The organism is Halomonas smyrnensis AAD6 (assembly GCF_000265245.1).
Taxonomy (GTDB): Bacteria; Pseudomonadota; Gammaproteobacteria; order Pseudomonadales; family Halomonadaceae; genus Halomonas; species Halomonas smyrnensis.
Map to the genome: position 1 here is coordinate 40,399 of NZ_AJKS02000014.1, position 22,500 is coordinate 62,898.

The 22,500-nt window shown below is 70.9% G+C and carries 22 protein-coding genes and 1 riboswitch; of the genes, 11 read left to right on the forward strand and 11 right to left on the reverse strand.

Annotated features, from left to right (window positions below; translation table 11 throughout):
- Positions 1–20: 20 nt before the first annotated feature.
- The gene (locus tag UYS_RS0213560; RefSeq protein WP_016856056.1) at positions 21–1,466 is read right to left on the reverse strand and encodes a TolC family outer membrane protein; all 1,446 of its coding nucleotides are present in this window, start codon (positions 1,464–1,466) and stop codon (positions 21–23) included.
- A gap of 170 nt (positions 1,467–1,636) precedes the next feature.
- On the opposite strand from UYS_RS0213560, the gene UYS_RS0213565 reads away from it, so the two are divergent.
- Positions 1,637–2,536, forward strand: coding sequence for an alpha/beta fold hydrolase (locus UYS_RS0213565; protein WP_016856057.1), 900 nt, complete (start codon positions 1,637–1,639; stop codon positions 2,534–2,536).
- Between the two features lie 28 nt (positions 2,537–2,564).
- Here the strand turns inward: UYS_RS0213565 and UYS_RS0213570 are convergent, their stop codons facing one another.
- Positions 2,565–3,419 (reverse strand): fructosamine kinase family protein, encoded by an 855-nt coding sequence (locus UYS_RS0213570; protein ID WP_016856058.1) that lies wholly within the window; start codon positions 3,417–3,419, stop codon positions 2,565–2,567.
- Positions 3,420–3,584: 165 nt separating this feature from the next.
- Positions 3,585–4,103, reverse strand: coding sequence for a fasciclin domain-containing protein (locus UYS_RS0213575; protein WP_016856059.1), 519 nt, complete (start codon positions 4,101–4,103; stop codon positions 3,585–3,587).
- Positions 4,104–4,288: 185 nt separating this feature from the next.
- Between UYS_RS0213575 and UYS_RS0213580 the strand changes: the two genes are divergently transcribed.
- Entirely contained in the window at positions 4,289–4,600 is a 312-nt protein-coding gene (locus tag UYS_RS0213580) for a YqfO family protein (RefSeq protein ID WP_016856060.1), read from the forward strand.
- Between the two features lie 81 nt (positions 4,601–4,681).
- On the opposite strand, the gene UYS_RS0213585 is transcribed toward UYS_RS0213580, so the two are convergent.
- Positions 4,682–5,239 carry an NUDIX hydrolase gene (locus UYS_RS0213585; protein WP_016856061.1) on the reverse strand — a complete coding sequence of 186 codons (558 nt, stop codon included), beginning with the start codon at positions 5,237–5,239 and terminating at the stop codon, positions 4,682–4,684.
- A gap of 92 nt (positions 5,240–5,331) precedes the next feature.
- Between UYS_RS0213585 and UYS_RS0213590 the strand changes: the two genes are divergently transcribed.
- Together UYS_RS0213590 and UYS_RS0213595 are read left to right on the forward strand one after the other, a co-directional pair.
- Positions 5,332–5,952: a CoA pyrophosphatase gene (locus UYS_RS0213590; RefSeq protein WP_016856062.1), complete on the forward strand. Its 621-nt coding sequence runs from the start codon at positions 5,332–5,334 to the stop codon at positions 5,950–5,952.
- Entirely contained in the window at positions 5,949–6,599 is a 651-nt protein-coding gene (locus tag UYS_RS0213595; protein ID WP_016856063.1) for a 2OG-Fe(II) oxygenase, read from the forward strand. Before UYS_RS0213590 ends, UYS_RS0213595 begins: the two co-directional genes overlap by 4 nt.
- 77 nt (positions 6,600–6,676) lie before the next feature.
- Here UYS_RS0213595 and UYS_RS0213600 read toward each other — a convergent pair whose 3' ends face one another.
- Together UYS_RS0213600 and UYS_RS0213605 are read right to left on the reverse strand one after the other, a co-directional pair.
- Complete coding sequence (locus UYS_RS0213600) at positions 6,677–7,519, reverse strand: MOSC domain-containing protein (RefSeq protein WP_016856064.1); 843 nt, start codon at positions 7,517–7,519, stop codon at positions 6,677–6,679.
- Positions 7,520–7,553: 34 nt separating this feature from the next.
- Positions 7,554–8,270, reverse strand: coding sequence for an aspartate/glutamate racemase family protein (locus tag UYS_RS0213605; RefSeq protein WP_016856065.1), 717 nt, complete (start codon positions 8,268–8,270; stop codon positions 7,554–7,556).
- A gap of 332 nt (positions 8,271–8,602) precedes the next feature.
- Here UYS_RS0213605 and UYS_RS17455 point away from each other — a divergent pair, with 332 nt between their 5' ends.
- Complete coding sequence (locus UYS_RS17455; RefSeq protein ID WP_016856066.1) at positions 8,603–9,511, forward strand: DMT family transporter; 909 nt, start codon at positions 8,603–8,605, stop codon at positions 9,509–9,511.
- A gap of 69 nt (positions 9,512–9,580) precedes the next feature.
- Here the strand turns inward: UYS_RS17455 and UYS_RS0213615 are convergent, their stop codons facing one another.
- The 5 genes from UYS_RS0213615 to UYS_RS0213635 form a co-directional block, all read right to left on the reverse strand.
- Positions 9,581–10,354 carry an enoyl-CoA hydratase-related protein gene (locus UYS_RS0213615; protein WP_016856067.1) on the reverse strand — a complete coding sequence of 258 codons (774 nt, stop codon included), beginning with the start codon at positions 10,352–10,354 and terminating at the stop codon, positions 9,581–9,583.
- Positions 10,355–10,445: 91 nt separating this feature from the next.
- Complete coding sequence (locus UYS_RS0213620) at positions 10,446–11,300, reverse strand: 3-hydroxyacyl-CoA dehydrogenase NAD-binding domain-containing protein (RefSeq protein ID WP_016856068.1); 855 nt, start codon at positions 11,298–11,300, stop codon at positions 10,446–10,448.
- A gap of 145 nt (positions 11,301–11,445) precedes the next feature.
- Positions 11,446–13,239 carry an acyl-CoA dehydrogenase gene (locus UYS_RS0213625; RefSeq protein ID WP_016856069.1) on the reverse strand — a complete coding sequence of 598 codons (1,794 nt, stop codon included), beginning with the start codon at positions 13,237–13,239 and terminating at the stop codon, positions 11,446–11,448.
- A gap of 60 nt (positions 13,240–13,299) precedes the next feature.
- Positions 13,300–14,730, reverse strand: a complete 1,431-nt coding sequence (locus UYS_RS0213630) for an MFS transporter (protein WP_016856070.1) — start codon at positions 14,728–14,730, stop codon at positions 13,300–13,302.
- Positions 14,731–14,896: 166 nt separating this feature from the next.
- A complete protein-coding gene (locus UYS_RS0213635) occupies positions 14,897–15,538 on the reverse strand; it encodes a class I SAM-dependent methyltransferase (RefSeq protein ID WP_016856071.1) in 642 nt (213 codons plus the stop codon).
- 39 nt (positions 15,539–15,577) lie between these two features.
- Between UYS_RS0213635 and UYS_RS0213640 the strand changes: the two genes are divergently transcribed.
- The 6 genes from UYS_RS0213640 (at position 15,578) to tenA (ending at position 22,073) form a co-directional block, all read left to right on the forward strand.
- Positions 15,578–15,958, forward strand: coding sequence for a VOC family protein (locus UYS_RS0213640; RefSeq protein WP_016856072.1), 381 nt, complete (start codon positions 15,578–15,580; stop codon positions 15,956–15,958).
- Positions 15,959–16,154: 196 nt separating this feature from the next.
- Positions 16,155–16,535, forward strand: a complete 381-nt coding sequence (locus UYS_RS0213645) for a DUF4870 family protein (RefSeq protein WP_016856073.1) — start codon at positions 16,155–16,157, stop codon at positions 16,533–16,535.
- 3 nt (positions 16,536–16,538) lie between these two features.
- Positions 16,539–17,471: a lysophospholipid acyltransferase family protein gene (locus UYS_RS0213650; RefSeq protein ID WP_016856074.1), complete on the forward strand. Its 933-nt coding sequence runs from the start codon at positions 16,539–16,541 to the stop codon at positions 17,469–17,471.
- 148 nt (positions 17,472–17,619) lie between these two features.
- The gene (locus tag UYS_RS0213655; protein ID WP_016856075.1) at positions 17,620–19,176 is read left to right on the forward strand and encodes an OpgD/OpgG family glucan biosynthesis protein; all 1,557 of its coding nucleotides are present in this window, start codon (positions 17,620–17,622) and stop codon (positions 19,174–19,176) included.
- Complete coding sequence (gene mdoH / locus UYS_RS0213660) at positions 19,163–21,076, forward strand: glucans biosynthesis glucosyltransferase MdoH (protein WP_016856076.1); 1,914 nt, start codon at positions 19,163–19,165, stop codon at positions 21,074–21,076. The genes UYS_RS0213655 and mdoH overlap by 14 nt, the downstream gene beginning before the upstream one ends.
- Positions 21,077–21,404: 328 nt before the next feature.
- Entirely contained in the window at positions 21,405–22,073 is a 669-nt protein-coding gene (gene tenA / locus UYS_RS0213665; protein ID WP_016856077.1) for a thiaminase II, read from the forward strand.
- Between the two features lie 238 nt (positions 22,074–22,311).
- A riboswitch (TPP riboswitch) is annotated at positions 22,312–22,431 on the forward strand.
- Positions 22,432–22,500: the final 69 nt, after the last annotated feature.

Sequence of the window (22,500 nt, forward strand, 5' to 3'; positions counted from 1 at the left end):
CGCCTGTACGTAAGTGGATCTCACGATTCGGGACGGGGCGGCGCGCCGATATCCATCGCCTCGTCGTAGCGACTGGCCTCGCCGGCCTCCGGCAGCGCCAGCGACACGCTCTGCTCCGTGGACAGCCAGTCGTTGAGCGCCTCGATGGCCTCGACGTTCAGGGTGCCCGACTGCTGACGCAGGCTGAGCAGGTCGATCACGTAGCTGAAGCGCGCATCGGCGTGGTCGGCGATGGCGTCGTAGAGGCTCTGCTCGGCGTCGAGCACGTCGACGATGTTGCGGGTGCCGACCTCGTAACCGGCACGCGTGGCATCCAGCGCGCTCTGGTTGGAGACGATGGCCTGGGCCCGCGCCTCGACGGTGGCCACGTCGTTGGTAACCTGGGTGTACAGCGAGCGTACCTGCTGGATGGTGTCGCGACGCTGGTCCTCGAAGTCGTACTGGCTGGACTCCAGGTCGTAGGTGGACTGGCGGATGCTGGCGCTGGTCCGGCCGCCGGTGTAGATCGGCAGGCTGACCCGGGCACCGACCTGGCTCTGGGAGCTATGCCCTTCCATGTAGTCCTGGTCGGTGTCGGAGTAGTCGTAGCTGGCGAAGGCCTCGACCACCGGCAGACGCTGGGCCCGGGCGATGTCCACGGCGTCCTCGGAAACCTCGACGCCGGCCTGGCTGGCCAGCACCAGCGGGCTGTTGTCCATCGCCAGGTCGACCCAGGCGTCGCGGCCGGTGGGCTCAGGCGGGTTCACCGGCATCGCGTCCTGCAAGGCGTCGATGCTGTCGTAGCGCTGGCCGGTGAGCCGCTCCAGGGTCTCGAAGCTGACCTGCAGGTCGTTCTCGGCGGCGATGCGGTCGGCGCGGGACTGGTCGAAGCTTGCCCGGGCCTCTTCCACCTCGGTGATGGCAATCAGGCCGACGTCGAACTGCTCCTGGGCCTGCTCGAGCTGGCGACCGATGGCCCGCTCCTGGGCGCGGCGCGCCTCGAGGATGGCGTGGGCGCGCAGGATGTCGAAATAGGCCGAGGAGACGTCGATCAGCACCTGCTGCTCGGTGGCGGCCAGCTGGTAGGTCTGCTGGTCGATCAGGCTCTCGGCCTGATTGACCTCGGCGCTGTTGGCGGCATCGAACAGCGCCTGGGTCGCCTCCAGGGTCAGGCTGGCGCTGTTGTAGCTGTCATCCACGTTGCCGGTGCTGACCGACTGGGTCGAGGCAATGCTGTCGTACAGGCGGTTGTGGGCGACATCGCCCGTGGCCGAGACCTGGGGCAGCAGGTCACCACGCTCGACGTTGCGCCCCTCCTCCACGCTGCTGCGCTGGGCGCGCGCCGAGGCCAGGCTGGCGTTGTTGTCGATGGCATCCCGGGTGATGGTCAGCAGGTCGGCGGCCTGGGCCTGACCGGCCAGGGAAGCGGCCAGCAGGCAGGGCAACAGCACACGCCGTCCCGACAACACCGGACGATACGGCTTCATCGGCAGGTTCCTTCTACATAGAGTGGCTAGGGGATATACATTCATTGTCGCATGTTTACCACGTCAATCCATCAACGTTCGTGTAATTAGCAAGGAAATTATCTTCCTGCCAGCTGCCCTCCCGGAATCGTCTATGCTGCAAAGCCACATACGCCGACCGAGCCCTCATCATGGACGATCTGACCTTCGTGCGCGTCAGGGAGCTGGACGTGGCCGTCCGCATCTGGCATCCCGATGCGCCCCGCACCCTGGTCGCCTGGCATGGCCTGGCCCGCCACGGCGGCGACTTCGCCGACTTCGCCCGGCGCCTGGGGCCGGGCTGGCGGGTCCTGGCCCCGGACACCCCGGGACGCGGCCTGTCGAGCTGGTCGCTCTATCCCGCCCACGACTATTTGTATTCGCACTATATGACCATAGCAGTCGCGCTGCTCGATCACTTCCGCCTCGAGCGCGTGCCCTGGGTCGGCACGTCCATGGGCGGCCTGCTGGGGATGCTGCTGGCGGCCGAGACCGACACCGCCGCGCGCATCGAGCGCCTGGTGCTCAACGACGTGGGGCCGGAGCTGGACCCCGACGGCCTGGCCGCGCTGGGCACCTACTTCGGCGTGCCCCACCGCTTCGGCCGGTTCCGCGACCTGGCCGCGGAGCTGCGCCGGCACTATGAAGGCTTCGGCCCGCGCAGCGACGACGCCTGGCGTCGCCTGGCCCTGGACAGCGCCCGCCGACTGCCGGACGGCGGCTGGACCTACCACTACGATCCACGCATCGGCGAGCAATTCATCCACGACACGCCGCGCGACACCTGGGCCGACTGGCGCGCGATCCGCTGCCCGCTGATGGTGGTGCGCGGCGCCGCCTCGCCGCTGCTCAAGGCCGAGAGCGTCGAGCGCATGCGCGAGGCCCAGCCCGGGCTGATCACCCTCGAGGCGGCCGACTGCGGCCATGCGCCGATGCTCGACCGCCCCGAGCAGGCGGGGCCGGTCGCCGACTTCCTGACCCGGGACTTCCCCGCCGTCGGGCAGCGCTCGCCCTGGTGGCGACGCGCCCTGGCCCGGCTGCGACAGGGCTGAGAGCAACCAGACGCGGCGTGGAAACGCCTCATCCGCCCCGCTCGACCCGCGTCAGCGCCCGCGCCACGGCGTCGCGATAGGCGCCGCCGAACAGCAGCAGGTGATTGAGTAGCGGATAGAGCTGGAACAGCGCCTCGCGACGCGGCCAGTCCGCCGGCGCCGCGCCGTTCCAGTAGGCCTCGAAGAAGGCCTCCGACGGGGCGCCGAACAGCGTCAGCATGGCCAGGTCGACCTCCGGGTAGTGACGATAGACCGCCGGATCGATAAGCGCCGGCCCGCGGGTGGTGTACAGCACGTTGCCCGACCACAGGTCGCCGTGCACCCGCCGCCCCGAGGCGTCCGGCAGCCAGTCCTCGAGCGCCTGGGCCACCGCCTCAAGTCGCTCTCGAAGACGCGCGTCCAGGAGCCCCCGGTCATGGCAGGCCCGCGCCAGCGGCAGCAGCCGGCGCTCGCGCTGGAAGGCGCGACCGTCGTCGAGCGGGGCATTGGGCTGGGGCGTGGCGCCGCAGGCGTTGTCCCGCGCCCAGCCGTGGGAGGCCTCGCCCGACGCCGGCACTCCATGCAGCTCGCGAAGCCCCTCGCCCAGGGCGCGCTCGCCGGCGGCCGTGCGCCGGGCCGGCGTCAGCGCCTCCATCACCAGCCAGCCATCGCCCTCGCCCCAGACCTCGGGCACCGCGAGTCGTGTCGTCGCCGCCTTCAGGGCACGCAGCCCCTCGGCCTCGCCGGCCAGCCGCTCGGGGTCGTCGCGTTTGAGCACCACCTCGCCGCGGTCGGTCGCCAGCCGGTAGACGGCGGCGATGTCACCGCCGGAGAGCGGCTCGAGCGAGTCGCGGGGCCCCAGGTCGAGGCGATCCAGCAGCGCCATCAGGGCATCATCGAACATCCGTTTCCCTCCGTGCATCGTGGTTCCGACGAGGCTCGCCCCGCACGCGCTCGCTGTCAAAGCGCCCTGCCCTGCCGATCACGGCACGGGCAGCAAAAAAAGCCGCCCGGGGGAGGGGCGGCAAACAGGAGATTGCATGAGGCAATCGCGGGAGGACTATCGGCGTCATTCGGGCATGAGCACGCCGTCGATGACGTGGATCACGCCGTTGCTGGCCTCGATGTCGGGCTGAATCACGGTGGCGTCGTTCACCATCACCTGGCCGTCCATGGTGGTGATGCTGATGTCCTGCCCCTGGACGGTGGTGGCGCTATCGGCGGCCATGGCGTCTTCGGCCATGACCTTGCCCGGCACCACATGGTAGGTCAGAACGGCGGTCAGGGTGTCGCGATTCTCCGGCTTGAGCAGGTCGTCGACCGTGCCCTCCGGCAGCGCCGCGAAGGCCTCGTCGGTGGGCGCGAAGACCGTGAACGGTCCCTCGCCCTTGAGGGTCTCGACCAGATTGGCGGCCTTGACCGCGGCCACCAGGGTCTCGAACTGGCCGGCCTCGACGGCGGTATCGACGATGTCCGCCTTCATGCCGTGATGATCGGCCTGAACGGCGCCGCTCAGGCCGAAGCTCAGGCCCAGGCCGACCAGGCCGGCGCCGATGAACTGGGGAATGCGTGATGTCATGACCTTCATGAGATGGCTCCTCCGGGGATACCGGTTGGCACTCGGTGCGAGGGATGTCTGGAAGAGATTCCTTTACTCGACCTATACAAAATGTAATTCACGTACAGGAAAGCGACAAGTTTTTTCTCGCGCCGGCTGACGGCCGCGCGCCGCTGTGGCACAACGAGGAAGCATCCTCGACATCGGAGACCATCATGTACAAGCTCGCCTTCTTCGTTCCCGTGGAAGACGCCGAGGCCGTCAAGGAAGCCGTGTTCGCCACCGGCGCCGGGCGCATCGGCGACTACGAGGCCTGCTGTTTCCAGACGCCGGGCACCGGCCAGTTCCGCCCGCTGGCCGGCGCCGACCCGCATATCGGCCGCGTCGGCGACCTGGAACACGTGGAGGAGCTCAAGGTGGAGCTGGTGTGCGAGGATGCGCTGATCCGCGAGGCCCTGGCCGCGCTCCGGCGTGCCCACCCCTACGAGGAGCCGGCCTACGACGCCTGGAAGCTGGCCGATCTCTAGCGGTCCGCAACGAAAACGCCACGGGCATGGCCCGTGGCGTCGTCTGGTCGGAGAATCGCGACGGTCGGGGCGGCCTCGGTGTCAGGCGGAGCCGAAGTAGCGCTCGCGATCCTCGGGCGTGATGTCGCTGACGTGCAGCGCGAAGTCACCGCCGCGGCGGTCGGCGAAGAAATGATGCAGGGTGCGCTCGATGGTGGGGAAGGCCAGCTCGCCCCAGGGAATCTCGTGCTCCTCGAACAGCGCCACCTCGAGGCTCTCCGGCCCCGCGCCGAAGTCGCCGTCCAGCTCGGCGCGGAAGATCATGAACACCTGGTCGATATGCGGCAGGTTGATCAGCGTGTAGAGGCCGTGAAGCGCGACCTCGGCCATGGCCTCCTCGCGGGTCTCGCGGGCGGCTGCCTCGGGCGTGGTCTCGCCGTTCTCCATGAAGCCGGCCGGCAGCGTCCAGTAGCCCTTGCGCGGGGCGATGGCGCGGCGGCACAGCAACACCCGCGAGCCCGACACCGGCAGGGTCCCGGCCACGATGCGCGGATTCTGGTAGTGGATGGTGCCGCAGGCGTCGCACAGGAAGCGCGGACGATCGTCGCCCTCGGGAATCGCGAAACGGACCGGCTGCCCACAGTGACTGCAAAAATTCATGGCGCTCCCTGACTGGCTGGCACCGGGAGTGCCCCGGGCTTGACGCCGCGTGCGGCGACTGGGTAAAAGAGGTGAAACTCGATGGAATCATCATGTTAGAGAAACTTCGCGAGCGCCTGCAAGCGCATGCGCCGCGCCGCGTGACGCTCGACCTGCCCCAGGCGGCGGTGCTCCTTCCCTTGGTGGCACGCCCCGAGCCGACGCTGCTGTTCACCCGCCGCGCCGCCCATCTCTCCACCCACAGCGGCCAGGTCGCCTTTCCCGGCGGCAAGCGCGAGGAAGCCGACGCCGACCTGCTGACCACCGCCCTGCGCGAGGCCGAGGAGGAGATCGCCCTGCCGCCCGGGCGGGTCGAGGTGCTCGGCCGGCTGTCGGACGTCATCTCGCTGCACGGCCTCCGCGTCACGCCGTACGTCGGCGTGATTCCCGCGGACCTGCCGCTCGTGCCCGACCCCGGCGAGCTCGATGCCATCTTCGAGGTGCCGCTGGCGGCGTTCCTGGCCGACCGGCGCACCCACACCGACGTGATCCGCGTCGACGGCCGCGACTACTACGTGCCGAGCTATCGCCACGACGACCACGTGATCTGGGGGCTGTCCTCGATGATGCTGGTGGAGCTGCTGGCCGAGGGGTTCGCCATGCCGATCGATCTCTTCCAGCGCCCCGAGGGCGAGCTGCACTTTCACCCCGAACGCCGACTGACGCCATCATGACCCGACCGCATCTGCCCCCCGCCCGCCTGACCGAGCTGGTCGACGCCCTGGTCGAACAGGGCTGGTATCTGGGCGAGCACTTCCTGCCCGAGGCCCTGCACGCCCCGCTGCTCGCCGAGCTCGAGACGATGGCCTCGCGCGAGGCGCTGGACGCCGCCGGCGTCGGCCGCGGGCGCGAGCATCACCTGCGCCGCGACATCCGCGGCGACGCCATCCGCTGGCTGGACCGCGAGAGCCTGGCCCAGCGCCGCTATCTCGAGGCCATGGGCGAACTGCAAAAGGCGCTCAACCAGGCGCTGTTTCTGGGCCTGTTCGAGTACGAGGCGCACTTCGCCCAGTACCCGCCCGGCGCCTTCTACCGCCGCCATCTCGACAGCTTCCGCGGCCGCGCCAACCGGGTGATCTCCACCGTGGGTTACCTCAACCCCGACTGGCCCGCCGACGGCGAGGGCGAGATGGTCATCTTCGACGAGCACGACCCCGACCGCGAGCTGACCCGGGTCCGGCCCGAGGCCGGCACCTTCGTCTGCTTCCTCTCCGACCGCGTGCCCCACGAGGTGCTGCCGACCCGCTATCCCCGCGCCAGCATCGCCGGCTGGTTCCGTCGCAACGCCTCGCTGGGCGGCCTGGTCGACCCGTCGCACTGACGGCTGCCCCCATGCTCGAGGCGAGCTCAGCTGGCCTCGGCCAGGCGGCATTCCATGCCGATCAGAGGCGGCGCGCCTCAGGCCCTGATCGTTGCCGCCGCGTCATCGCCGACGCGCAGCGTCCGGCCGATGCCGTCGAGGGGAACGGCGTTCTGACCGAAGTAGGCGCCCTTCCAGCCCGGCTGGGCATCCATCTCCACCAGCGTCTTCAGCGGCTCCTTGGGCTCAGGCGCCTCGCCGGTGCGCTGATCCTGGGTGATGATCTTGCAGCGCTTGCACGGCTTGCGCAGCCCCAGCCGGATGCCCGAGCCGAGCGTCAGCTCGTCCCAGTCGACCTCGGCGAAGGGTCCTTCCCCCTCGACCACGACGTTGGGCCGGAAGCGGCTCATCGGCACGGCGTCCAGGCCCTTCTCGGCGAGGCGCTCGTTCAACCGCTCGAGGGAGGCCCGATGGGCCACCAGCAGCGGATAGCCATCGGCAAAGGCGGTGTGGGCCGATTCGCCGCGCAGATAGTCGGCCTCGACCTCGCGACGGCGCTCCTCGGGGAAGCGCACCAGGCGCAGTCCGCCGTCCCGATCGCCCAGCACGGCGGTCAGCCACTCGGCCGCCTCGGCGCCCTCGTCCAGCGCCTCGCCGCTGTCCTTCCAGAGGCTGACCTCGAGGCGCTCGAGCCCGTGACGCGCCAGCGGCACCGCCAGGGGCGCGGCCGCGGGGTGCTCCAGCACCAGGCGGTTCGGCTCGAGGCGCACCGTCACCATGGCCATGGCCGGGCATTCGCGCTGGGTGACGAAACGGCCGCGGGCGTCCACGACCATCCAGTGGCGGTCGAAGGCCAGGCCGCGCTCGGTGAGCGTGGCCTCGTCGAGGGCGATGCCGCGCAGCGACTTGACCGGATAGATGTTGAGCTGGGTGATGCGCATCCCTGCCTCCCTGGCGTTGATGGAAGCCGTCACTCTACCAAGCCCGCTCGCCCTTTTCCTCGGCCAGGGCGGCCGTCACCGCGGCCTCGGCGTGCAGCGCCGTGGTGTCGTAGAGCGGCACCGGCGTGTCGCCCTGGCCGACCAGCAGCGCGATCTCGGTGCAGCCGAGGATCACCGCCTCGGCGCCGCGGGCGTGCAGGTCCGCGATGACCTCGAGATACGCCGCCTTCGAGGCCGGCTCGATGCGGCCCTGGCACAGCTCCTCGAAGATCACCCGATGCACCCGCTCGCGCTGCTCGGCCTGCGGCACCAGCACCTCGATGCCGAAGCGCTCGCCGAGCCGGTCCCTGTAGAAGGCCTGCTCCATGGTGAAGCGCGTGCCGAGCAGCCCCACGCGACGCACCCCGTCGTCGCGCAGCCGCTCGGCGGTGGCATCGGCAATATGCAGAAGCGGGATCTCGATGGCGGCCTCGATCGCCGGCGCCACCTTGTGCATGGTGTTGGTGGCCAGCAGCAGGAAGTCGGCTCCCGCCGCCTGCACCCGCCGCGCCGCCTCGGCGAGCCGCTCGCCCGCCTCGCCCCAGCGATCCGCCTGCTGCAGCGTCTCGATCTCGGCGAAGTCGACGCTGTAGAGCGCCACCTTCGCCGAGTGGAAGCCGCCCAGCTCGCGCTTCACGCCCTCGTTGAGGGCCCGGTAGTAGCTCTGGGTGGACTCCCAGCTCATGCCGCCGAGCACGCCGATGGTCTTCATGGTCGCCTCCGTGTGGAATCATCGCCCCCACAGCGATATCACGGCCACCGCCTGCGCGCCAGCGCCGCCCCCGGCCCGCATTCGGGGCGGCCGGGGGCGACGAGGATGGCGGCTTGCATCATGACAGGCATGGCCGCCCCCCCGAGCCAAGGAACCTCCTGCCATCGCGGTACGCCTCGCACAACCGGGACTGCGCTGGAGCACACCGCCGGCAGCCGCGCCCCCCTTCATGGCCGAGGATACGATGCGAACCTCCACGCCCTTCCCCGCCGGCCGACGGGCGATTACCCTGCCATGGCACCCTCCCTCCCGCTCGCCACCTGGACACCGCCATGAGCCCGGCCGATACCCTCCGCCTGATCCTGCTTTCCTCGCTGTGGGGGATGTCGTTCATCTTCATGCGGGTGGCGGTGCCCGAGTTCGGCCCGGTGCCGCTGATCCTGGTGCGCATGGGCGTGGGCGCGCTGCTGATGCTGCCGCTGCTGCTCGGCGTGCGCTACCTGCGCCTGGTGCGGGACAACGCCGGCCGGCTGATGCTGCTGGGGTTGGTCAACCACGTGCTGCCGTTCTCGCTGCTGGCGCTGGCCACCACCCGGCTGGAGGCCGGCTTCACCTCGCTGATCAACGCCACCACGCCGCTGTTCACCGCCCTGCTCGGCGCGCTGTTCTTCGCCACGCCGGTGTCGAGGCGCCAGTACCTGGGCCTGGCGCTGGCCTTCCTCGGCGTCTATGTGCTGTCCGCGGACCGGCTGGACTTCGCCCTGGGCGGCGACGGCTGGTTCATCCTCGCGGTGCTCGGCGCCACCTTCTGCTACGGCATCGCCACCAACTACTCCAAGACCTACCTGTCTCACCTGCCGGTGCGCGTGCTGGCCGCCGGCAGCTGCGCCATGTCCGGGCTGATCCTGCTGCTGCCGGGCCTGTGGCTGTGGCCCGAGGCCCCGATCAGCGGCCTCGGCTGGGCCAATGGCCTGGCGCTGGCGGCCTTCAGCACCACCCTGGCCTTCCTGCTCTACTTCGGACTGATCGCCAGCGCCGGGGCCACCGCCACCTCCACCGTGACCTTCCTGGTACCGGTCAGCGCCCTGCTGTGGGGCTACGTGCTGCTCGACGAGACGCTGAGCCTGCAGATCCTGGCCGGCATGGCCATCACCCTCGCGGGCACCGCCATCGCCACCGGCGTGCTGCGCCTCGGCCGGCCGGCGCGACTGGCCGGGCGAGGCGACCGGGGCCTGGACTGACGCCACAGACACAGGACGGCCGTGGCGTCGCCGCCACGGCCGTCGATGCCGGGAGGGGGCGAGCGGCGCTCAGAAGTTCGGCTTGCGCTTCTCGACGAAGGCGCTCATGCCCTCGCGCTGCTCGTCGCCGGCGAAGCACAGCGCGAACAGGCTGGTCTCCAGCGCCAGGGCGCTGTCCAGGTCCTGGTCCAGCCCGTCGTGGACCGCCTGCTTGGCGCCGCGCACCGCCTGGGGGCCGTTGCCGCCGAGCTGCTGGGTCAGCTCGGCGGCGTAGTCCTCGAGCTCGGCCTGGGGCATCACCCGGTTGACCAGGCCGATGCGCAGGGCCTCGCCGGCGTCGATCTTGCGCCCGGTGGTGACCAGGTCCAGGGCCATGGCCGGGCCGACGCGGCGCGGCAGGCGCTGGGTGCCGCCGAAGCCCGGAATCACCCCGAGCAGCACCTCCGGCTGGCCGAACACGGCGTTGTCGCTGGCCACCGCCCAGTCACAGGCCAGCGCCAGCTCGCAGCCGCCGCCCAGGCAGAAGCCGTTGACCAGCGCCACCACCGGCACCGGCAGCGCCTCGAGCCGCTTGAGGGTGGCCTGGGCCTGGCCGGCGAAGTCGCGGGCCTCGACGGCGTTCATGTCGCGCATCTCGGTGATGTCGGCGCCGGCCACGAAGGCCTTCTCGCCGGCGCCGGTGATCAGCACCGCGCGCAGGTCGCCGCGGGTCTCGAGATCGTCGAGCACCGCCGCCAGGGCGGCGAGCACCTCGCTGTTCAGGGCGTTGAGCGCCTTGGGACGGTTGACGGTCAGACGGACCACGCCGCCATCGTCCTGCACCTCGATCGCCTGCTCGCTCATGATGGCTCCTCGTCTCGTGATATCGGGAAAGACGCAACGACCTCACCCTAGCGAACGCTAGGGTGAGCGACAATCGCGGCTTTGGTCGGGGTCAGGCCGCGTCGTAGACGTGGAAGCCGCGCCCGCTCTTGCGGCCCAGATAGCCGGCATCGACCATGCGCTTGAGCAGCGGACAGGGCCGGTACTTGGGATCGCCGAAGCCCTCCTGCAGCACCTCCATGATCGCCAGGCACACGTCCAGACCGATCAGGTCGGCCAGCGCCAGCGGCCCCATGGGATGGGCGGCGCCGAGCCGCATGGCCTGGTCCACCGCCTCCGGCGTCGCCGCGCCCTCCTGCACCAGGAAGGCCGCCTCGTTGATCATCGGCACCAGCAGGCGATTGACGGCGAAGCCCGGCGAATCCCCCACCCGCACCGCGGTCTTGCCCAGCGCCTCGGCCAGCGCCTCGACGCGGGCCACGGTGGCGTCAGCGGTCTGCTCGGCGCGGATCACCTCGACCAGCGCCAGCACCGGCACCGGGTTGAAGAAGTGCATGCCCACCACCCGCTCGGGGCGCTCGCAGACCCCGGCCAGCCGGGTCAGCGACAGCGAGGAGGTGTTGGAGGCGAGGATGATGTCGTCGCCGAGCGCGCCGAGGTCGCGGAACAGCCGCTCCTTGAGCTCGGGGTTCTCGGGCGCGGCCTCGATGATCACCTCGCAGTCGGCCAGGGTCGCAAGCTCGGTGGTGCCGTGGAGCCGCGCCAGGGCGTCGGCGCGCGCGCCCTCGCTCAGCCTCTCCTTGGCCACCAGCTTGCCGAGCCCCTTGTCGATGCCGGCCCGGGCGCGCTCGAGCGCCTCCCCGGCCACGTCGAACAGGCGGACCGTGAAACCGCCGGTCGCCAGCACCTGGGCGATGCCCTGGCCCATGGTGCCGGCGCCCACGACGCCGATCGGTGATTGACTCATCGCTGCCTCTCCTTCGCTTGGGTGGACTCGCCCGCCGATCACGCCCGGCGGGCACTCGGATCAGCATGCACCGCTGGCGTGTCGCGGTCGAGTCACGCCCGCCTGCGCTGACATCACGCTGGCCGGCTCGCCCCCCTTGCCGGGCTCAGAGATGCTCGGGCTTCAGCGCCGCCAGGCCGCCCAGGCCGGCCTCGATCGCCGCCAGCCGGGCGCGGCCCTCCGGCAGCCACTGGCGCAGGCCGAACTCCGCCTCGGCGAGCTTGGTGCGATAGAAGTCGGCGTCATGCGTGCCGTCGGCCAGCGCCGCCTCGGCGCGCAGGGCCGAGCGGCCCAGCTGCCAGGCGCACAGCACGTGGCCGGCCAGGCCGAGGAAGGGCGTGGCACAGGCCTGAACGGCGTCAGCGCCGCGCTCGGGATCGGCGCCCTGGGACAGCACCAGGCCCATGGCGGTGCGCAGGTCGGCCACGCCGCCGGCCAGGCTCTCGCCCAGCGGGCGCAGCTCGGGGCTGGCGGCGAGCGCCTCGGCGGTGGCCTCGACCTCGTCGGCCAGCCGGCTCAGCGCCGCGCCGCCGTCGCGGGCCAGCTTGCGGCCGGCCAGGTCCAGCGCCTGGATGCCGTTGGTGCCCTCGTAGATGGGCGCGATGCGCGCGTCGCGCAAGAGCTGGGCGGCGCCGGTCTCCTCGATGTAGCCCATGCCGCCGTGGACCTGCAGGCCCAGCGAGGCGATCTCCACCGCCTGATCGGTGGAGAACGCCTTGACCACCGGGATCAGCACCTCGACCCGCGCCTGGGCGGCCTGGCGCTCGGACTCATCCCGGGCGTGGCGGGCCCGGTCCATCTGCGCCGCACAGGTCAGCGCCAGGGCACGCAGCGCATCGGTGCGGGCGCGCATCGAGAGCAGCATGCGCCTGACGTCGAGATGCTCGGCGATGGCGCAGGGCGCGCCGTCGCGGCGGCCCTGCACCCGCTCCAGGGCGTAGCCGCGCGCCTGCTGGCAGGCGCGTTCGGCGACGCCGATGCCCTGGATGCCGACCTTGTGGCGGGCCTCGTTCATCATGGTGAACATGTGATTGAGCCCGCGGCCGAGCTCGCCGACCCGATAGCCGATGGCCCCCTCCTGCTCGCCGAAACTCAGCGAGCAGGTCGGCGAGCCGTGAATGCCGAGCTTGTGCTCGAGCCCGGTGCAGGTCACGTCGTTGCGCGCGCCGAGCGAGCCGTCCTCCTCCACCAGATACTTGGGCACCAGGAACAGCGAGATGCCCCGGTTGCCCTCGGGGGCGTCCGGGGTGCGCGCCAGCACCAGGTGCAGGATGTTCTCGGCGGCCTCGTGCTCGCCCCAGGTGATGTAGATCTTCTGGCCCCTGAGGCGATAACGACCGGACGCGTCGTCCGCGGGCTCGGCCAGGGTCCTCACTTGGGAGAGATCGGAGCCGGCCTGGGGCTCGGTGAGGTTCATGGTGCCGGTCCAGCGGCCTTCCACCAGCGGCGGCAGGTAGCGCGCCTGCAGCGTCTCGCTGCCATGGCGGGCCAGCGCCTCGATGGCGCCGGCGGTGAGCATGGGGCACAGCCCCAGCGCCATGTTGGCGCCGTGCAGCATTTCCTGCACGGCGCTGGCCACGGTCTCCGGCAGGCCCTGGCCGCCGTGGGCGGCGGAGACACCGATGCCGTTCCAGCCGCCCTCGGCGTAGGCCCGGTAGGCCTCGGCGAAGCCCTCGGGCAGCGTGACGGCGCCGTCCTCCCGGCGCCGGCAGCCCTGGCGGTCGCCGACGGCGTTGAGTGGCGCCCACACCTCGCTGGCCAGCCGGCCGGCCTCCTCCAGCACGGCGTCGGCCAGCTCGGGGCCGATCTCCTCGAAGCCGGGCAGGGAGAGTGAGCCGTGCTCGAGCAGTTCCTCGAGCACGAAGCGAACATCGCGAAGCGGCGGCGAATAGGGCGTCATCGGGGCACCTCGAAAACAGGACGTTCCGGCGAGCCTAGATTCACGACGGCCGATGAACCATTAGCCGTAGGTCGCCCTTCGATCCTGGCCGGCGTCCTCGGCGGCCCTCTCATCGGCATCGGCGTCGGACGCAGCCCCCGCCGGCGCCGCGTCATCGTAGTAGACGATATGCGGCTCGTCGGGCGGCGGCGGGCCGACCAGCGGCTCGGCCACCTCGACGTCCGGCACCGCCTCGGACAGATCCTCGACGTGCTCGTGCTCCAGCGCGCCCTGCACCCACTCCTCGGTGACCGCCAGCTCGGCGGCGCTGAGCGGCGTGGCCGGCGAGAACGGCGCCACCGGCACCGGCGCCGGGCGCACGCTGCGCCGCCAGGCGAAGAAGGCCACCAGCCCGACGCCCAGCGCGCCCAGCGACCAGAACAGCCCGCCGTCGCCCACCAGCGTCATCACCGGGCCGATCGCCGAGGGGCTCAGGGTCGCGCCGATGGCGTTGATCAGCAGCAGGCCCTGGCTCATGCGCACCAGCGCGCCCGCCGGGGCGCGGTCGGCGGCGTGCCCCACCGCCACCGGATACAGCGAGAAGACCCCGCCGCCGAGCAGGAACAGCAGCGCGGCGAGCCCCCAGGGCGGCAGCGGCAACAGCAGGATGCCGGCGCAGATCAGCGCGCAGAAACCGCCGAGCCCGATCAGCACCAGCTGGCGGTCGTGGCGGTCCGACCAGCGGCCCACCGGGTACTGCAGGCACATGGCGCCGAGCACCACCAGCGCCATCAGCTGGCCGACGCGGTCGCCGCCGATGCCGCTGCGCTGCAGGTAGAGCGGCAGCAGCGTATAGACCGCCGCCACCGCGATGCCGGAGCCGAAGCTGCCCATCACGCCGGTGGGCGTCAGGGTGATCAGGCGCAGCGGCGACAGCGGCTCGGCCTTCTCCAGCAGCGGCGTGACCCGCGGGATGATCGCCATGGGCAGTACCGACAGCGAGGCCAGCAGGCCGACCAGCATGAAGGGCTCGGTGGGCGCCATGCCGCGGGTCAGGCCGAACAGCAGCTGGCCGATCGCCCCGGCGGCGAACACCACGATCATGTACATCGCCAGCAGGCGCCCGCGCACCCGGTCGTCCCCGGCGGTCAAGAGCCAGCTCTCGATCACCAGGAACACGCCCACCGTGGCCCAGCCGGCGATCAGGCGCAGGGCGAACCAGGCCAGGGGATCGGCGAACATGCCCTGCAGCAGTACCGACACCGCCAGCAGCGAGGCGAAGCTGCCGTAGGCGCGGATATGGCCGATCGCCAGCAGCAGGCGGTCGTTGACCATCGCCCCCACGCCCAGGCCGATGAAGTAGGCCGAGGAGACCCAGCCGATCACCTGCGACGAGGCCCCGGCGGCGTCCAGCCTAAGGGTGGTGAGCGTGGTCAGGAAACCGTTGCCGATGCCCAGGATGAAGAGTCCGAGCAGCGGCCCCAGGGCCATGAGCAACAGCTGGCGTGACATGCGCGAAGGCCTCCGACGAGCCGCGAGACAACGCCGCCGCCGAGGCGGCGGTGACGGGAATTCGCGCACGAATATACGCCCGGTCACGGGCGCCGCCAATCCTCCCGGGAAGGCTTTTTCGCGACACTTCGATGACGATAACGGCGCGTTATCGAACGAAGCGTCCTCATGCCTTCTGCAGCAATACGACGTCGCCCGCCGGGAAGCTCACCGTCAGCTGCCAGCGCTCGGCGAGCCAGCGAAAGCTCGCCTCGTCGAAGAAGCAGACGTGGGTCGGATCGAGGATGTAGTGCCAGCCGGCGAAGGCCTCCACGCCTGGCGGCACCCGCTTGGTCATCAGCCCCAGCCAGCCACCGGGCGCCAGCAGACCGAGCAGGCGCTCGAGCTCGGCCCCGGGCGCGAACAGGTGCTCGACCACCTCGGTGGAGGTGATGAAATCGTAGCTGCGCTCGAGCGCCGCCGCGTCCGGCGCGTAGAAGGCGTCATAGATCGCCATCGGGTGGCCGGCCTCCTCGAACATCACCGACAGCGTCGGCCCCGGGCCGGCGCCGAAGTCGAGCCCGCGGGCGCCGGGCGAGAGCTTCGCCGCCAGCGGCTCGAACAGCCGCGACAGGAAGCGACGATAGCCGGGGTCGTCGGGGGAGTTCTGGTGCTGGTCGTAGACCGCCTTCTCCTCCGCCGGCCCGAGGCGCTGATGGGCCGGCACGAACACCAGGGCGCAACGTCGGCAGCGGCGATAGTCGCGCCGCGCATCGCGATGGTAGGGCGCGTGGTCGGTGGATGCGCATAGCGGACAGGTCGGCATCATCGTATTCTCTGTGGCAGGACTCACTTTCAGGAGGCATGCATGCTGTCAGGTCTGGACCACCTGGTCATCACCGTGACCGATATTCCCCGCGCCGTGGACTTCTACACCCGGGTACTGGGGCTGGACGTCCGCTATCGCGATCAGGAGCGCGTGGACCTGATGCTCGGCGACATGGCCCTGCGCCTGCACTGGACCGCCACCGATATCCAGCCCCGGGCCGCCACGCCCACCCCGGGCAGCCTCGATCTGTGCCTGCGCAGCCAGCTGCCCCTCGACGAGGTCCAGCGCCACCTCGAGGCGCTCTCCATCGAGGTCGAGCTGGGGCCGGTCAGCCGCCAGGGCGCCATCGGCGAGATCGAGTCGCTCTACCTGCGCGACCCGGACGGCAACCTGCTCGAGATCAGCCGCCCCAGGCGCTGAGGGATCGGGCCACATCGCCGAAGGCGCCCCGACCCGGCGGGTGCCGATGCCGGGCGTAGGCTTTTACCCATCTGGCCGAAGGCTTTTCCCAATCTGGCCGAAGGCTCTTGCCGGCGTCTCCGATGGCATACGGTGGCATCGCCAACGCAGGCCAGTATCATGAGCAACACGCTATTCACCCTTTCAAGGACGACCGATGAACGAGCATGACCCCGCGCGCCACGACGCCGTCGTCGCCGACGACGCCCGCACCCCCGACACCACCATGGCCATGGTCGTCTATGCCCTCTACCTGGCCAGCTTCGTGGTCGGCTTCACCGGCATCATCGGCGTGGTGATCGCCTACATCTATCGCGGCAAGGGCCCGTCCTGGCTCGACGAACACTACCGCTACCAGATCCGCACCTTCTGGATCGGCCTGGTCTACGCCCTCGTCGCCTCGCTGCTGACCCTGGTCGTGATCGGCTTCCCGCTGCTGATCGCGCTGGCGGTGTGGATGATCATCCGCTGCGTCAAGGGCTTCAAGGGCCTGCAGGAGAAGCGCGCCCCCGACAACGTCGACACCTGGCTGATCTGATCCATGGCCGACACGCAACACACCCCGGGGCGCCTTCAGGCGCGGCTGATCGCCGGCCTGTGGCGCGCCCTCGCCGACTGGCGACCGGCCTCGCTGTGGCGCCTCGCGCGCATGACCGGCCCGCTGGTGCAGCTCGGCAGCCGGCGCGAGCGCCGGGTGACCCGCATCAACCTGGCCCAGGCCTATCCCGACTGCCCCGAAGGCGAACGCCGCCGCCTGGCGCGGCGCAGCCTGGTGCACTCCAGCGCCACCATGCTCGAGCTGGGCCTGGCCTGGATGGGCGAGCCGGACCGGGTCGAGGCCAGCATTCTCGAGGTCCATGGCCGCGAGCTGCTCGACGAGGCCCGCGCCGAGGGGCGCGGCGTCATCGTGCTGGCGCCCCACTTCGGCAACTGGGAGGTGCTCAACTTCTGGCTGTCCGGGCACTTCCCCTTCACCGCCATGTACGAGCCGCCCAAGCTCGCCCCACTGGACCCGATCATCCGCGGCGGCCGCGAGCGGCGCGGCGCCGAACTGGTGCCGACCAACCCGCGCGGCGTGGCGGCGCTGCTCAAGGCGCTCAAGCGCGGCGAGACGGTAGGCATCCTGCCGGACCAGACGCCGAGCTGGGGCAGCGGCGTGTTCGCGCCCTTCTTCGGCCGCCAGGCCTACACCGCCACCCTGCTGCCCAAGCTGGTGGCCCGCACCGAGGCGCGGGTGGTCACCGGCGTGGCCAGGCGCGTGCGCGGCCGCGGCTTCGCGCTGCACTTCCTGGCCGCCGACGAACGCGTCTACTCGAGCGACGAGACCACCTCGGCGGCCGGGGTGAACGCCTGCGTGGAGGCCGCCATCGCCCTGGACCCGGTCCAGTACCAGTGGGAATACAAGCGCTATCGCAAGACCCCCGAGGAGCTCGAGGGCCGCGCCGACTGGAAGCGCTTCCGCGTCTACAAGTAACCCCTTCGGCGCCGCGGGACGGAACCATCCCGGCGGCGCACTGACCAACCCCGGTACGCTTTCACGATAACGATACCCATAACACGACAAGACCCCCTGGACCGGCTCGCGCAGGGAATGCCGGCGGGATTCCAAGGAGAGTCACCTCATGACATCGCTGTTCCGTTTGCTGGCCCTCTCGCTGGGGACGACGCTGGCCATGGAGGCCAGCGCCGAACCCGCCGCCGAGCAGGGGCTGTTCGACCGCGTCACCGACCGCGCCGAGCGTCTGGCCGACGCGCCCTATGAGGCGCCGGATGCCGACCTGCCACCGGCGCTGACCGAGCTCGACTACGACGCCTATCGCCAGATCCGCTTCCGCCCCGACCGGGCCGTCTGGCACGACGACGGGCTGTTCGAGGTCCAGCTGTTCCATCCCGGCTTCCTCTACGACCAGCCGGTCGCGCTCAACCTGGTCAACGGGGACGGCGAGGTCAGCCCGCTGCCCTTCGACCCGTCGCGCTTCCGCTACGACGACGAGGCCGCCGGGCTGGCCGATCTCGACGCCGAGGCCCTCGGCGATCTCGGCTACGCCGGCTTCCGCCTGCACTACCCGCTGAACAGCGGCGACTACCGCGACGAGTTCATGGTGTTTCTCGGCGCCTCCTATTTCCGCATGATCGGCCGCGATCAAGGCTACGGCCTCTCGAGCCGCGGGCTGGCCATCGACACCGGCGCGCCCCGCGGCGAGGAGTTCCCCGCCTTTCGCGAGTTCTGGCTGGTCGAGCCCGGCCCCGAGGACACGCACCTGACGGTCTACGCCCTGCTCGACAGCCCCTCCCTCTCCGGCGCCTACCGCTTCGAGATCGCCCCCGGCGAGCCGACCACGGTCGAGACCGAGGCGCGGCTGTTCGCCCGCGAGGACGTGGCCAAGCTCGGCATCGCGCCGCTGACCAGCATGTACATGCACGGCGGGCTCGGCGAGTACCCGGCGGACGACTATCGCCCGCGGGTCCACGACTCCAGCGGCCTGGCCATGCAGACCGGCGACGGCGAACGCATCTGGCGCCCGCTGAGCAATCCCGCGACGCTGCACCTGTCGAGCCTGCAGGACGCCTCGCCCCGGGGCTTCGGGCTGATCCAGCGGCCGCGCCGGTTCGAGGCCTACCTCGATGCCGAGGCCCGCTACGAGACGCGCCCCAGCGAATGGGTCACGCCGCTGGGCGACTGGGGCCAGGGCCGCGTCGAGCTGGTCGAGATCCCTTCCGACAGCGAGGCCAACGACAACATCACCGCCTACTGGATCCCCGAGCAGCCGCTCGAGGCCGGCCAGTCGCGGACCTTCCGCTACCGGCTGAGCACCCTCGGCGCCACGCCGCCCGAACAGCGGCTCGGCCATGTGCTGCGCTCGCGTCAGGGCTGGGGCGCCACGCCGGGGCAGGACGATCCGCCGCCCGAGAGCCAGCGCGTCTTCATCGTCGACTTCCAGGGGCCCGCGCTCGACGGCCTCGAGGCCGACCAGGCGGTGGAGCCGCACCTGACCACCTCCAGCGGCGAGCTGATCGAGCCCCGCGTCCAGCGCCTGCCCGACGGCACCTGGCGCGCCAGCTTCCGCCTCGCGCCGGAGGACGGCACGCCGGCCGACATGCGCCTGGCCCTGACCCTGCACGGCGAGCCGCTGACCGAAACCTGGAACTATGTCTGGTATCCCGATGAGCGCCGCTGATTGCCGCAACGCCGCGGCGCCCATTCCCTGGCGCCGCACCCGCCGCTGGGCCGTCGCCCTGCTGATCGCCGCCACCACCGCCCTCGGCGTGTGGACCATGTTCCGCATCCTCCACGTCGGCGGCCTGACCCCTCTGGAGCTGGCGGTCATGGCGCTGTTCGCGGTGACCTTCGGCTGGATCGCCGTGGCCTTCTGGAGCGGGCTGATCGGCTTCACCCTGAGCCTCGCCGGCCGCGACCCGCTGAGCCTGGCCAGGGCCGGCTCGCCCCGGCCGCCCGACGACGCCCGCTCGCGCACCGCCCTGGTGATGCCGATCCACAACGAGGACGTCGAGCGGGTCGCCGCGGGTCTGGAGGCGACCTGCCGGGACCTGCCGCCGATCTCCGAACGCCGGCACATCGAGGCCTTCGTGCTCAGCGACAGCACCGACGAGGCCGTGGTGGCCGAGGAGAAGGCCGTCATGGCCGCGCTGCAGCGGCGGCTGGCCGGCCACTGCCGGCTGCACTACCGCCATCGCGACAGCAACGCCGGCCGCAAGGCCGGCAACCTCGGCGACTTCTGCCAGCGCTGGGGGCAGCGCTACGACTTCATGCTGGTGCTCGACGCCGACAGCGTGATGAGCGGCGATACCGTGCATGAGCTGATCGCCCAGATGGAGGCCAATCCGCGCCTCGGGCTGCTGCAGACGGTGCCGATCCCCGTGCGCCAGGACAGCCTGTTCGGCCGTGCCAACCAGTTCGCGGCCGCGGTCTACTCGCCGATGCTGGCCGCCGGCCTGAGCTTCTGGCAGTCCGACGCCGCCAACTACTTCGGCCACAACGCCATCCTGCGCGTGGCGCCCTTCATTCGGCATGCCGGCCTGCCCGAGCTGCCCGGACGCCCGCCGCTGGGCGGCGACATCCTCAGCCACGACTTCGTCGAGGCCGCGCTGCTGCGGCGCGCCGGCTGGGAGGTGCGCATGCGCACCGACCTCGGCGGCAGCTTCGAGGAGATGCCGAGCCATATCCTCGACTACGCCAAGCGCGACCGCCGCTGGGTCCAGGGCAACCTGCAGCACCTGCGCCTGCTCGGCGCCGGCGGCCTGCACCTGGTCAGCCGGGTGCACTTCCTGTGCGGCGCCCTGGCCTACCTGTCGTCGCTGATCTGGCTGGCGATCCTCGTGGTCAGCACCGCCGATGCCCTGCTGCGTGCCCTGATCGCGCCCAACTTCTTCACCTCCGACGCCCAGCTTTTCCCGGACTGGCCGATCGCCCCGCCCAACCTGATCATGCCGCTGCTCGGCGGCACCCTGGCGATGCTGCTGATGCCCAAGCTGCTGGGTGTCGTGCTGGCCCTGTGCCGGGCGCCGTCCCGCTACGGCGGACGCGGCAGGCTGGTCGCCAGCGCCCTGCTGGAGGCGCTGTTCGCGATGCTGATCGCGCCGCTGATGATGGTCTTCCACAGCCGCTTCGTGATCGAAGTCTTCAGCGGCCGCACCGTGGCCTGGAACCCCCAGTCACGCGAGGGACGCGCCCTGCCCTGGCGCGAGGCGCTGCGCCACACCTGGCCGGGCAGCCTGATCGGCCTCTGCTGGGCGGGCGTGACCTGGTGGGCCACGCCGACCTTCTTCTGGTGGCTGACGCCGGTGTGGTTAGGGCTGCTGCTGGCCGCGCCGCTGGTGCGCTGGAGCAGCAGCCTGACGATCGGGCGTGGCCTGCGCCGGCGCGGCCTGCTGCTGGTGCCCGGCGAGACCGCCCCGCCGGCGGTGCTCGAGGCCGAGCCGGCGCCGCTGGATCTCGAGCCCGCCGACGAGCCCGCCGCCCCCCCGGCCGAGCGGCCCTGCGAGATGCCGATACAGTCCTTCGGCAGCGACTGGGCGCGGTCGGCGAGTGCCGAGGCCCGCGCCGTCCAGGGCGAATGACCGTCACGCTGCCGTCGCACGGTGGCCGGGGCGACGACAGGGATGTTCGTCGCCCGCCAAGCTGCTAGACTCGGCCCATTCGCTTGACGGGGTGCCGGTGGAACCGGCTGAGATGGCGCAGGCTCGCGCTCGACAACGCTCGAGACAGCCCCCAGCGCTGGTCCCGTGGAACCTGATCCGGGTGGGTGTGGCAGACGCCGCACGTGAACCGGCGTAGGGAATCAGGCGGCGGGCCGGCGCGCCCTCCTTGCGCCCGGCGCTCCCTCCCCGCTTCCGCTACGCCCGTGCGCACCCTCCGGCATTCGCTCGCATCGGAATCGGAGGCAAGATGGACCGTCGCTTCAGTGATCTCACCGCCGCCTGCCAGGCCGACTGGCGCGCCTACACCGAGCACGACTTCGTCCGCGCCCTGGGCGCCGGCACGCTGGAGGCGGACGCCTTCCGCCACTACCTGCAACAGGACTACCTGTTCCTGATCCACTTCGCCCGCGCCTACGCCCTAGCCGCCTACAAGAGCCGCGACCTGGACGAGCTGCGCCAGGCCTTCGACGGCCTGAAGACCATCCTCGACGTCGAGCTGGACCTGCACCGCGGCTTCTGTCGCGACTGGGGCATCGGCGAGGACGACCTGGCGGCGCTGCCCGAGGCCCGCGCTACCCTGGCCTACACCCGCTTCGTGCTCGACGCCGGCAGCCGCGGCGACCTGCTCGACCTGCGCGTGGCGCTGGCCCCCTGCCTGGTGGGCTACGGCGAGATCGCCAACTGGCTTCGGGCCCAGCCGTTCACCGTGCGCGGCGACGCCAACCCCTATGACGCCTGGATCGCCATGTACCAGGGCGACGAGTTCCAGAGCGCCATGCAGGCCGAGATCGCCTGGCTGGACGCGCGCCTGGCCGAGGTGACGCCGGCACGCTTCGACCAGCTGGCGCGGCTGTTCCGCGACGCCACCCGGCTGGAGATCGACTTCTGGCAGATGGGGCTGGATCGCGCGGACTGAGCTCCATCTACTGACTGCCGAGCTTTTCCGGCGACAAGACGACGCGAGGCGCTGTGAACCCATCCCTGGGCGCTAACTTTTGCCATCCATGGCAAAAACCCTCGCTTTGTCTTGTCCCCGGCGCTCGGCTAGCACCGCGCCGGCTCGGCCCTTGGCCCTTGGCCCTTGGCCCACGATAGAGAGGAAGTAGGTAGGAAGAAGAAAGGCAATGACACGGCCCGCCTAAGGGCGGGCATCACCACGCTTGACGGGGTGCCGTTGAAGACGGCTGAGATCATGCGGCGCGAGGCGCCCGAGCATGGGTCCCGTTGAACCTGAACTGGCTAGGACCAGCGTAGGGATCAAGCGACAGGCGGCGGCGCCTCGGCGCCGGCCGCCCCTGTCCTCCCCGACGGTCCTCCCTGACGAACCACTCAAGCCAAGGGAG

Bases quoted from the DNA above. Each gene is read 5' to 3' on its own strand.
- UYS_RS0213635 (WP_016856071.1), bottom strand. From the start codon at position 15,538: ATGATGCCGACCTGTCCGCTATGCGCATCCACCGACCACGCGCCCTAC.
- tenA (WP_016856077.1), top strand. From the start codon at position 21,405: ATGGACCGTCGCTTCAGTGATCTCACCGCCGCCTGCCAGGCCGACTGG.
- UYS_RS0213615 (WP_016856067.1), bottom strand. From the start codon at position 10,354: ATGAGCGAGCAGGCGATCGAGGTGCAGGACGATGGCGGCGTGGTCCGT.
- UYS_RS0213595 (WP_016856063.1), top strand. From the start codon at position 5,949: ATGACCCGACCGCATCTGCCCCCCGCCCGCCTGACCGAGCTGGTCGAC.
- UYS_RS0213565 (WP_016856057.1), top strand. From the start codon at position 1,637: ATGGACGATCTGACCTTCGTGCGCGTCAGGGAGCTGGACGTGGCCGTC.
- UYS_RS0213640 (WP_016856072.1), top strand. From the start codon at position 15,578: ATGCTGTCAGGTCTGGACCACCTGGTCATCACCGTGACCGATATTCCC.
- UYS_RS0213630 (WP_016856070.1), bottom strand. From the start codon at position 14,730: ATGTCACGCCAGCTGTTGCTCATGGCCCTGGGGCCGCTGCTCGGACTC.
- UYS_RS0213655 (WP_016856075.1), top strand. From the start codon at position 17,620: ATGACATCGCTGTTCCGTTTGCTGGCCCTCTCGCTGGGGACGACGCTG.
- UYS_RS0213575 (WP_016856059.1), bottom strand. From the start codon at position 4,103: ATGAAGGTCATGACATCACGCATTCCCCAGTTCATCGGCGCCGGCCTG.
- UYS_RS0213650 (WP_016856074.1), top strand. From the start codon at position 16,539: ATGGCCGACACGCAACACACCCCGGGGCGCCTTCAGGCGCGGCTGATC.
- UYS_RS0213585 (WP_016856061.1), bottom strand. From the start codon at position 5,239: ATGAATTTTTGCAGTCACTGTGGGCAGCCGGTCCGTTTCGCGATTCCC.
- UYS_RS0213625 (WP_016856069.1), bottom strand. From the start codon at position 13,239: ATGACGCCCTATTCGCCGCCGCTTCGCGATGTTCGCTTCGTGCTCGAG.
- UYS_RS17455 (WP_016856066.1), top strand. From the start codon at position 8,603: ATGAGCCCGGCCGATACCCTCCGCCTGATCCTGCTTTCCTCGCTGTGG.
- mdoH (WP_016856076.1), top strand. From the start codon at position 19,163: ATGAGCGCCGCTGATTGCCGCAACGCCGCGGCGCCCATTCCCTGGCGC.
- UYS_RS0213600 (WP_016856064.1), bottom strand. From the start codon at position 7,519: ATGCGCATCACCCAGCTCAACATCTATCCGGTCAAGTCGCTGCGCGGC.
- UYS_RS0213645 (WP_016856073.1), top strand. From the start codon at position 16,155: ATGAACGAGCATGACCCCGCGCGCCACGACGCCGTCGTCGCCGACGAC.
- UYS_RS0213605 (WP_016856065.1), bottom strand. From the start codon at position 8,270: ATGAAGACCATCGGCGTGCTCGGCGGCATGAGCTGGGAGTCCACCCAG.
- UYS_RS0213560 (WP_016856056.1), bottom strand. From the start codon at position 1,466: ATGAAGCCGTATCGTCCGGTGTTGTCGGGACGGCGTGTGCTGTTGCCC.
- UYS_RS0213580 (WP_016856060.1), top strand. From the start codon at position 4,289: ATGTACAAGCTCGCCTTCTTCGTTCCCGTGGAAGACGCCGAGGCCGTC.
- UYS_RS0213620 (WP_016856068.1), bottom strand. From the start codon at position 11,300: ATGAGTCAATCACCGATCGGCGTCGTGGGCGCCGGCACCATGGGCCAG.
- UYS_RS0213590 (WP_016856062.1), top strand. From the start codon at position 5,332: ATGTTAGAGAAACTTCGCGAGCGCCTGCAAGCGCATGCGCCGCGCCGC.
- UYS_RS0213570 (WP_016856058.1), bottom strand. From the start codon at position 3,419: ATGTTCGATGATGCCCTGATGGCGCTGCTGGATCGCCTCGACCTGGGG.